5 protein-coding genes are annotated in these 9,286 nt (G+C 66.9%); 1 reads left to right on the top strand and 4 read right to left on the bottom strand.

What is annotated here, in order from left to right:
- Positions 1 to 241: 241 nt before the first annotated feature.
- The 4 genes from odhB to sucC form a co-directional block, all read right to left on the bottom strand.
- The gene (gene odhB / locus AC07NG_RS24505) at positions 242 to 1,462 is read right to left on the bottom strand and encodes a 2-oxoglutarate dehydrogenase complex dihydrolipoyllysine-residue succinyltransferase (RefSeq protein WP_494596941.1); all 1,221 of its coding nucleotides are present in this window, start codon (positions 1,460 to 1,462) and stop codon (positions 242 to 244) included.
- Positions 1,463 to 1,573: 111 nt separating this feature from the next.
- A complete protein-coding gene (locus AC07NG_RS24500) occupies positions 1,574 to 4,537 on the bottom strand; it encodes a 2-oxoglutarate dehydrogenase E1 component (protein WP_110120084.1) in 2,964 nt (987 codons plus the stop codon).
- A 276-nt stretch (positions 4,538 to 4,813) separates the two neighbouring features.
- Positions 4,814 to 5,698 (bottom strand): succinate--CoA ligase subunit alpha, encoded by an 885-nt coding sequence (gene sucD / locus AC07NG_RS24495; RefSeq protein ID WP_110120085.1) that lies wholly within the window; start codon positions 5,696 to 5,698, stop codon positions 4,814 to 4,816.
- A gap of 2 nt (positions 5,699 to 5,700) precedes the next feature.
- Positions 5,701 to 6,900 carry an ADP-forming succinate--CoA ligase subunit beta gene (sucC, locus tag AC07NG_RS24490; protein ID WP_487290033.1) on the bottom strand — a complete coding sequence of 400 codons (1,200 nt, stop codon included), beginning with the start codon at positions 6,898 to 6,900 and terminating at the stop codon, positions 5,701 to 5,703.
- A gap of 549 nt (positions 6,901 to 7,449) precedes the next feature.
- Here sucC and AC07NG_RS24485 point away from each other — a divergent pair.
- The gene (locus AC07NG_RS24485; protein WP_494596939.1) at positions 7,450 to 9,147 is read left to right on the top strand and encodes a methyl-accepting chemotaxis protein; all 1,698 of its coding nucleotides are present in this window, start codon (positions 7,450 to 7,452) and stop codon (positions 9,145 to 9,147) included.
- Positions 9,148 to 9,286 lie beyond the last annotated feature (139 nt).

Here is a 9,286-nt window from a genome sequence, read left to right as displayed (position 1 = left end):
CTCCCCCAGAGGGGGAGGATCTACGCAACTGAACTCCTCCCCCGCTTGCGGGGGAGGGGGACCGCGAAGCGGTGGAGGGGGCGAGACTGGACGCAGTGCCGGCCGTCGCCCCCTCCGTCACGGCGCTGATAGCGCCGCGCCACCTCCCCCGTTTCACGGGGGAGGAGCTTGGGCTCCGGACCAACGAAAAAGGGGGCCGCTTTCGCGACCCCCTTCATCAGTCTCGAAAAGACCTGAACCCTTACAGGTCCAGCAGCAGGCGCTGCGGGTCTTCCAGGGCTTCCTTGACCTTCACGAGGAAGGTCACGGCGCCTTGGCCGTCGACCACGCGGTGGTCGTAGGACAGGGCCAGGTACATCATCGGACGGACTTCGATCTTGCCGTTGACGACCATGGCGCGTTCCTTGATCGCGTGCATGCCGAGGATGCCCGACTGCGGCGCGTTAAGGATCGGGGTCGACATCAGCGAGCCGTAGATGCCGCCGTTGGTGATCGTGAAGGTGCCGCCCTGCATGTCCTCGATGGCCAGGCCGCCCGAGCGGGCCTTCTTGCCGAGGTCGCCGATGGCCTTTTCGATCTCGGCCAGGTTCAGGGCGTCGGCGTCACGGACGACCGGAACCACCAGGCCCTTGTCGGTGCCGACGGCGACGCCGATGTCGTAGTGGTTCTTGTAGACGATGTCCGTGCCGTCGATCTCGGCGTTGACGTCCGGCACGGCCTTCAGGGCGGCGACGACGGCCTTGGTGAAGAAGGACATGAAGCCCAGCTTCACGCCGTGGCGCTTTTCGAAGACGTCCTTGTACTGGGCGCGCAGGGCCATCACCGCGCTCATGTCGACCTCGTTGAAGGTCGTCAGCATGGCGGCGTTGTTCTGGGCTTCCTTCAGGCGACGGGCGATCGTCTGACGCAGGCGCGTCATCTTCACGCGCTCTTCGCGCTCGTGGATCGGACGCGGGGCCGACGGCGCGGCGGCGGCCGGAGCCGGGGCGGCGGCGCGGGCTTCCAGGGCGGCCAGGGCGTCGCCCTTGGTCACGCGGCCGTCCTTGCCCGTGCCGGCGACCTTCGACAGGTCGAGGCCCGTCTCGGCGGCGATGCGGGCCGGGGCCGGGCTGACCGGAGCGGCGGCGGGAGCGGCCGGAGCCGCGGCGGCGACGGGCGCCGGAGCCGGGGCGGGGGCCGGAGCAGCGGCCGGGGCCGGGGCGGCGGCGGGAGCGGCCGAGGCGGTCGCGCCTTCGGTCACCACGCCCAGGACCGTGCCCGGAACCACGGTGGCGCCTTCCTCGGCGCTGATGGCGACCAGGACGCCGTCAGCCGGCGAGACGACTTCGAGGCTGACCTTGTCGGTTTCCAGCTCGACGAGCAGCTCGTCCTTCTTCACGGCCTCCCCGGCCTTCTTGGTCCAGCGGGCGACCGTCGCTTCGGTGACGGATTCGCCCAGGGCGGGGGTCATGATGTCGGCCATGGTTAGGTTCCGATGTCTCTTTTTGATCTGGCGGTCAGGGTCGGGTGCGAACTTAAACCGCCGCGCCTATCGAACAAGTCGAAGGGCGCGGCGGCTTGAAGGTTTGAACTCTTAGGCGAAGGCTTCGGTGAGGAAGGCTTCGAGTTCCTTGAGGTGGCGGCTCATCAGGCCGGCCGCGGTGGAGGCGCTGGCCGGGCGACCGACGTAGCGGGCGCGCTTGGCCTTGATGTCCATCTTGTCGAGGGTGAGCTCGATCCACGGATCGACGAAGGTCCAGCCGCCCATGTTCTTCGGCTCTTCCTGAACCCACAGCAGCTCGGCGTTCTTGAAGCGGTTCAGCACGCCCATGACCGACTTCAGCGGCCACGGATAGAACTGCTCCAGACGCAGGATGTAGACGTCGTCGCGGCCGGTCTTGGCGCGCTGATCGATCAGGTCGAAGTAGACCTTGCCCGAGCACATGATGACGCGCTTGATCTGATCGTCGCTCTTCAGCGTGATCCCGCCGACGTCGCAGCCGGCTTCGGCGCCGTCCACCATCACGCGGTGGAAGGCGGTGCCTTCGGCCAGGTCGGAGAGGTTCGAGACGGCGCGCTTGTGGCGCAGCAGGCTCTTGGGCGACATCACGATCAGCGGCTTGCGGTACTCACGGTGCATCTGGCGACGCAGGGCGTGGAAGTAGTTAGCCGGGGTGGTGCAGTTGACCACCTGCATGTTGTCTTCCGCGCACGACTGCAGGAAGCGCTCGAGGCGGGCCGAGCTGTGCTCGGGGCCCTGGCCTTCGTAGCCGTGCGGCAGCAGCATCACCAGACCGCTCATCCGCAGCCACTTGCGCTCGCCCGAGCTGATGAACTGGTCGATCACCACCTGGGCGCCGTTCACGAAGTCGCCGAACTGGCCTTCCCACAGGGTCAGGGTGTTCGGATCGGCCAGCGAGAAGCCGTACTCGAAGCCTAGCACGGCCTCTTCCGACAGGGCCGAGTCGATGACTTCGTAGTTGGCCTGGCCCGGGCGGATGTTGTTCAGCGGCGTGTAGTGCTCTTCGGTCTTCTGGTCGATGACGTCGGAGTGGCGCTGGGTGAAGGTGCCGCGGACCGAGTCCTGGCCCGACAGGCGCACCGGGAAGCCTTCGTCGAGCAGGGTGGCGAAGGCCATGTGCTCGGCGGCGCCCCAGTCGAGGCCTTCGCCCTTGGTGAAGGCGTCGCGACGGTTCTCGATGGCGCGGCGCACGGTCTTGTGGGCGTCGATGCGCTCGGGGATGGCCGTGATCTTGGCGGCCAGTTCCTGCAGCTTGGCGAGCGGCACGTCGGTCTTGCCGCGGCGCTCTTCGTCGCCGGGCTGGGCCAGGCCCTTCCACTTGCCGTCGAGCCAGTCGGCCTTGTTGGCCTTGTAGCTCTTGCCGCTCTCGAATTCGTTGTCGAGGAAGGTCTCGAACTCCGAGACCCAGCCGTCGGACTCGCCCTGGGTGATCAGGCCTTCGCCGATCAGGCGGTTGGCGTAGAGTTCGCGGGTCGGCGGGTGACCCTTGATCTTCGCGTACATCAGCGGCGACGTCATGGTGGGATCGTCGCCTTCGTTGTGACCGAAGCGACGGTAGCAGACCATGTCGATGACCACGTCCTTACCGAACTTCTGGCGGTATTCGGTGGCCACCTTCGAGGCGAACACGACCGCTTCCGGGTCGTCGCCGTTCACGTGGAAGATCGGGGCCTCGACCATCAGGGCCATGTCGCTCGGGTATGGCGAGCTGCGCGAGTAGCGCGGGCTGGTGGTGAAGCCGATCTGGTTGTTGACGATGAAGTGGATGGTGCCGCCCGTGCGGTAGCCCTTCAGGCCCGACAGGGTGAAGCACTCGGCCACCACGCCCTGGCCGGCGAAGGCCGCGTCGCCGTGCAGCAGCAGCGGCAGCACGTGGCCGCGGCCGGCGTCCGGGGTCTCGCGCAGCAGGAAGGCCTGCTTGGCGCGGGCCTTGCCGATGACGACCGGGTTGACGATTTCCAGGTGCGACGGGTTGGCGGTGAGCGACAGGTGGACCTTGTTGTCGTCGAACTCACGGTCCGACGAGGCGCCCATGTGGTACTTCACGTCGCCCGAGCCCTCGACGTCCGAGGGCACCGACGAGCCGCCTTGGAATTCGTGGAAGATCACGTGGTAGGGCTTGCCCATCACGGCGGCCAGCACGTTCAGGCGGCCGCGGTGCGGCATGCCCAGGACGATGTCCTTCACGCCCAGCGCGCCGCCGCGCTTGATGATCTGCTCCATGGCCGGGACCATGGCTTCGCCGCCGTCGAGGCCGAAGCGCTTGGTGCCGGGGAAACGCTTGTGCAGGAACTTCTCGAAGCCCTCGGCCTCGATCAGCTTCTTGAGGATGGCGACCTTGCCCTCCTTCGAGAACACGATCTCCTTGTCGCGGCCCTCGATGCGCTCCTGCAGCCAGGCCTTCTCGTCGGGGTTCGAGATGTGCATGTACTGCACGCCGACGTTGTCGCAGTAGGTGCGGCGGACGATCGACAGGATCTCGCGGATCGTGGCGGTCTCCAGACCCAGCACGAAGTCGAGGAAGATCGGGCGGTCGTAGTCGGCTTCGGTGAAGCCGTAGGTGGCCGGGTCGAGCTCGGGCGCGGCCTTCGGCGGCTCCAGACCCAGCGGGTCGAGGTTGGCGGCGAGGTGGCCGCGCATCCGGTAGGCCCGGATCATCATGATGGCGCGCAGGCTGTCCAGCGTGGCGGCGCGGACGGCTTCGGCGGAGACGCCGGGAGCCTTGGCCTCGACGGCCTTGGCGATCTTGGCTTCGACGGCGGGGGCGACGGTGGCCCACTGGCCGTCGAGGGCCGAAAGCCAGTCTGGACGGACGCTGGGGACCTTCTTGGGGGTCCAGGCCGGGTCCTGGGCGGCGCGCTTGACCTGGTCGGCCTGCTCGGCCAGCGAGGAGAAGAAGGCGTTCCAAGAGGGCTCGACCGACCCGGGGTTCTCCGCCCACTGGGCGTAGAGGTCCTCTACGAAGGCGGCGTTCGCGCCGTAGAGGAAGGAGGTCTCGGTCAAGACCTGATTGATGATGCCTGCGTCGTCCGCCATCGTCTTCGCCTCGATGCTCGCCCGCCGAGGCCATCCGGCGGGATCACGAGCTCGTTTGAAACATGAAGCGCGACGACCGGTTGGCCGCTATCCATTTTCGGCCGCCACGCTTCGGATCCGTTTACGGGACCGGTGGTTAGACCGGTCCCGTAAATATAGTCTGTCAATCTCCCGTCGCCCGCGCCGGATGGCGAGGCCCAGGTGATTTTTTCGGATCGTCGACTGGCGGTCGCAAAAAACCTGGGCCCCGCACGGGGCGGGGTTTCGGTGTAGTTCTTAGCCCTTGAGGACTTCGAGCAGGGTCTCGCCCAGCTTCGCCGGCGACGGCGAGACGCGGATGCCCGCTTCTTCCATCGCAGCGATCTTGTCCTCGGCGCCGCCCTTGCCGCCCGAGATGATGGCGCCGGCGTGACCCATGTGACGGCCCGGAGGAGCCGTGCGACCGGCGATGAAGCCGACCATGGGCTTCTTGCGGCCGCGCTTGGCTTCGTCCTTCAGGAACTGGGCCGCTTCTTCTTCGGCCGAGCCGCCGATTTCGCCGATCATGACGATCGACTTGGTGGCTTCGTCGGCCAGGAAGAGTTCGAGCACGTCGATGAACTCGGTGCCCTTGACCGGGTCGCCGCCGATGCCGACGGCGGTCGTCTGACCGAGACCGGCGTTGGTGGTCTGGAACACGGCTTCATAGGTCAGGGTGCCCGAACGCGACACGACGCCGACCGAGCCTTCCGAGAAGATGCCGCCCGGCATGATGCCGATCTTGCACTGGTTCGGGGTCAGGACGCCCGGGCAGTTCGGGCCGATCAGGCGCGAACGCGAACCCTTCAGGGCCTTCTTCACGCGCACCATGTCCAGCACCGGGATGCCTTCGGTGATGCAGATGATCAGCGGGATTTCGGCGTCGATGGCTTCCAGGATCGAGTCGGCCGCGAAGGGCGGCGGGACGTAGATCACCGAGGCGTCGGCGTTGGTGGCTTCCTTGGCTTCGCCGACCGTGTCGAACACCGGCAGGCCGATGTGGGTCTGGCCGCCTTTGCCCGGGGTGACGCCGCCGACCATCTTGGTGCCGTAGGCGATGGCCTGTTCCGAGTGGAACGTGCCCTGGGCGCCGGTGAAGCCCTGGGTGATGACCTTGGTTTCAGAACCGATGAGGATCGACATGATTAGCGAGCACCCTTCACGGCCGCGACGATCTTTTCGGCGCCGTCAGACAGATCGTTGGCGGCGATGACGTTCAGGCCGCTTTCCGAGATGATTTTCTTACCCAGCTCGACGTTGGTGCCTTCCAGGCGAACGACGAGCGGAACCTGCAGGCCGACTTCCTTCACGGCGGCGATGACGCCTTCCGCGATGATGTCGCAGCGCATGATGCCGCCGAAGATGTTGACCAGGATGCCCTTCACGGCCGGATCGGCGGTGATGATCTTGAAGGCCGCGGTGACCTTCTCCTTGTTGGCGCCGCCGCCGACATCAAGGAAGTTGGCCGGCTCGGCGCCGTACAGCTTGATGATGTCCATGGTGGCCATGGCCAGGCCAGCGCCGTTGACCATGCAGCCGATTTCGCCGTCGAGGGCGATGTAGGCCAGGTCGTACTTCGAGGCTTCGATTTCCTTGGGGTCTTCTTCGGTCTCGTCGCGCAGGGCGCGGATGTCCGGGTGACGGAACAGCGAGTTGCCGTCGAACGACAGCTTGGCGTCCAGGACGCGCAGGTGGTCGTCGGCCGTGACGATCAGCGGGTTGATCTCCAGCATGGCCATGTCCTTGGCCAGGAACGCCGTGTAGAGCTGCGTCAGCAGCACGGCGGCTTCCTTGGCCAGGCCGCCGGTCAGGCCCAGGGCCTTGGCCAGCGCGCGCTGGTGGGTCGGCCACACGCCGGTGGCGGGGTCGATCGAGAACGAGTGGATCTTTTCCGGGGTGGCGTGAGCCACGTCCTCGATGTCCATGCCGCCTTCGGTCGAGGCGACCACCGAAACCATCGAGGTTTCACGGTCGACCAGCAGCGACAGGTAGAATTCCTTGGCGATCGCAGCGCCTTCCTCGATGTAGAGGCGGTTCACTTGCTTGCCCTTGGGGCCGGTCTGGTGGGTCACCAGCACGCGGCCGAGCATTTCCTCGGCCGACGCCTTGACGTCTTCGACCGACTTGACGACGCGGACGCCGCCCTTGGCGTCGGGGCCGAGGCCCTCGAACTTGCCCTTGCCGCGGCCGCCGGCGTGGATCTGGCTCTTCACGACGAAGACCGGACCGCCCAGCTTCTCAGCGGCGGCGACGGCTTCGTCGGCAGTGAACGCCGCGAAGCCACGCGGGACGGGGGCGCCGAACTCCGCGAGGACGGCTTTGGCTTGATGCTCGTGAATGTTCATGAGGGGACCGGTCTTCCGCGACGGTTCTTGAATGTGGCGGCGTTATAGGAGCGTGATTTCGCAGGCGCAACCGCATGGGGGCGATAAGGCGCCCCCTTCTGCCGATCGATCGTCAGAAAGAACGCCCGCGCCCCATCGGAGAAGGCGAGAGGCAGGAAAAACCTGCACTTTTACGAAAGCGCCCACAGACTCCGGTTATCTGGAATGGCGGTTTTGGACGCGCGCCGACGGCGGTCGGTTTTTTGGGCGTGCGGCGCCTGCGAAATGGGCGGCGTGAGGCCCGGAGAGGGTCGGGCCGGGCGCGAGGCGCTTTTGTCGCAGAACCGCGATCTTCCACTCAAGCTTAGCCATTCGGCGCTGAAGCTTCTCGAAGAAACAACGGCTTAAATACGATGCTTTTCGTGCGCAATAGGCTGGCGGGAGTCGGGCTCTACTTGGGGTTTCGAGACGCTGCCGTAGTATAAATAATCTATTTACCGCATCGAAGCTCTTGCTAGCCCGACACGCGCCCGGCGACCCCCTTGTCCCGGCCTGCAATGGAAGACTTCCATGTTCAATCGCTCGCAAGTCCAGGCCGTCGAGACCCTGGCCGCGCTGGACCGGTCGCTGGCGACCATCGAGTTCGATCCCAAGGGCCGGATCCTCACCGCCAACGAGAACTTCTGCGCGGCGATGGGTTATGCGCTGTCGGAGATCGTCGGCCGCCACCACAGCCTGTTCGTCGAGCCGGACTACGCCGCCAGCGCCGACTACGCCGCCTTCTGGGCCAAGCTCGGGCGCGGCGAGTTCGACGCCCGCGAGTACCTGCGCGTGGGCAAGGGCGGCCGCGAGGTCTGGATCCAGGCCTCCTACAATCCGATCCGCGGCGCGCGCGGGGGCGTCACGCGCATCGTCAAGGTCGCCACCGACATCACCGAGCAAAAGCGCCGCGCCGCCGAGCAGCACGGCAAGATGGAGGCCGTCAGCCGCGCCCAGGCGATGATCGAGTTCACCCCGGCCGGCGAGATCGTCACCGCCAACCAGAACTTCCTCGACGCCCTGGGCTATACGCTCAGCGAGATCCAGGGGCGCCACCACCGGATGTTCGTCGACGGCGCCTACGCCAACTCGCCGGACTACGCCGCCTTCTGGGACCGCCTGAACAGCGGCGAGTTCGTCGCCGCCGAGTTCAAGCGCGTGGGCAAGGGCGGGCGCGAGGTGTGGATCCAGGCCTCGTACAACCCGATCTTCGACCACAAGCGCCGCATCGCCAAGGTCGTGAAGTTCGCCACCGTGGTCACCGGCCGCGTGCACGCGGTCAACGAGATCGCCCAGGGCCTCGACCACCTGGCCCGCAACGACCTGACCTATCGCATCAGCAAGCCGGTCGATCCGCAGTTCGACAAGGTGCGCAACGACTTCAACAGCGCCATGTCGGCCCTGGACGGGGCCATGGGCGTGGTGTCGTCGGCCACCCGCAGCGTCGGGGCCGGGGCGCAGGAGATCTCGATCGCCGCCGACGACCTGTCGCGCCGCACCGAGATCCAGGCCGCCAATCTCGAGGAGGCCGCCGCCGCCCTCGACCAGATCACCGCCACGGTCAACCGCAGCGCCGAGGGCGCGCGCGAGGTCTCGCAGGTCGCTTCGGCCGCCCGCGTCGACGCCACCCGCTCGGGCGAGATCGTCGGCGAGGCGGTCGCGGCCATGGGCGAGATCGAGGAAAGCTCGGGCAAGATCACCAGCATCATCGGGGTGATCGACGAGATCGCCTTCCAGACCAACCTGCTGGCCCTGAACGCGGGCGTCGAAGCCGCGCGGGCGGGCGACGCCGGCAAGGGCTTCGCGGTCGTGGCCTCGGAAGTGCGGGCCCTGGCCCAGCGCTCGGCCGAAGCGGCCAAGGAGATCAAGGCCCTGATCGCCAAGAGCACCTCCCAGGTCGGTCGCGGCGTGCGGCTGGTCGGTGAGACCGGCGAGGCCCTGTCGACCATCGTCGAGAAGGTCGGCCGCATCGACGGCCTGATCCTGGAGATCGCCGAGTCCTCGCGCGAGCAGGCCACCGGCCTCTCGGAGGTCAACACCGCCGTCAACCGCATGGACGAGGTGACCCAGCGCAACACGGCCATGGTCGAGGAGGCCACGGTGGCCTCGGCCAGCCTGAAGATGGAGGCCGCCGAACTGGCCCAGCTGATCTCGCGCTTTAGCACCAGCGGCGGCGGCCAGATCGCCCCGTCCGAGATCCGCCGCCAGCCGATCCGCCGTCCGGCGTAATTGAAACCTCTCCCATGGGGAGAGGGAGGGGCCCGCGCCGAAGGCGTGGGAGGGTGAGGGGGTACGCCGTCGGCGGTCCCACCTCCACGCCCCCTGCATTGGATTTCGGAACGACCTGAACCGTTCCTAACCCCTCACC

The sequence above is a fragment of the Caulobacter sp. GW821-FHT10C03 genome (assembly GCF_059415485.1).
The sequence above is the reverse complement of the archived record's forward strand: the minus strand, read 5'-3'. Positions and strand labels throughout refer to the sequence as shown.

What these genes read in the sequence shown, in the direction of transcription:
- odhB (WP_494596941.1), bottom strand. Translation starts at nt 1,462, where the DNA reads ATGGCCGACATCATGACCCCCGCCCTGGGCGAATCCGTCACCGAAGCG.
- AC07NG_RS24500 (WP_110120084.1), bottom strand. Translation starts at nt 4,537, where the DNA reads ATGGCGGACGACGCAGGCATCATCAATCAGGTCTTGACCGAGACCTCC.
- sucD (WP_110120085.1), bottom strand. Translation starts at nt 5,698, where the DNA reads ATGTCGATCCTCATCGGTTCTGAAACCAAGGTCATCACCCAGGGCTTC.
- sucC (WP_487290033.1), bottom strand. Translation starts at nt 6,900, where the DNA reads ATGAACATTCACGAGCATCAAGCCAAAGCCGTCCTCGCGGAGTTCGGC.
- AC07NG_RS24485 (WP_494596939.1), top strand. Translation starts at nt 7,450, where the DNA reads ATGTTCAATCGCTCGCAAGTCCAGGCCGTCGAGACCCTGGCCGCGCTG.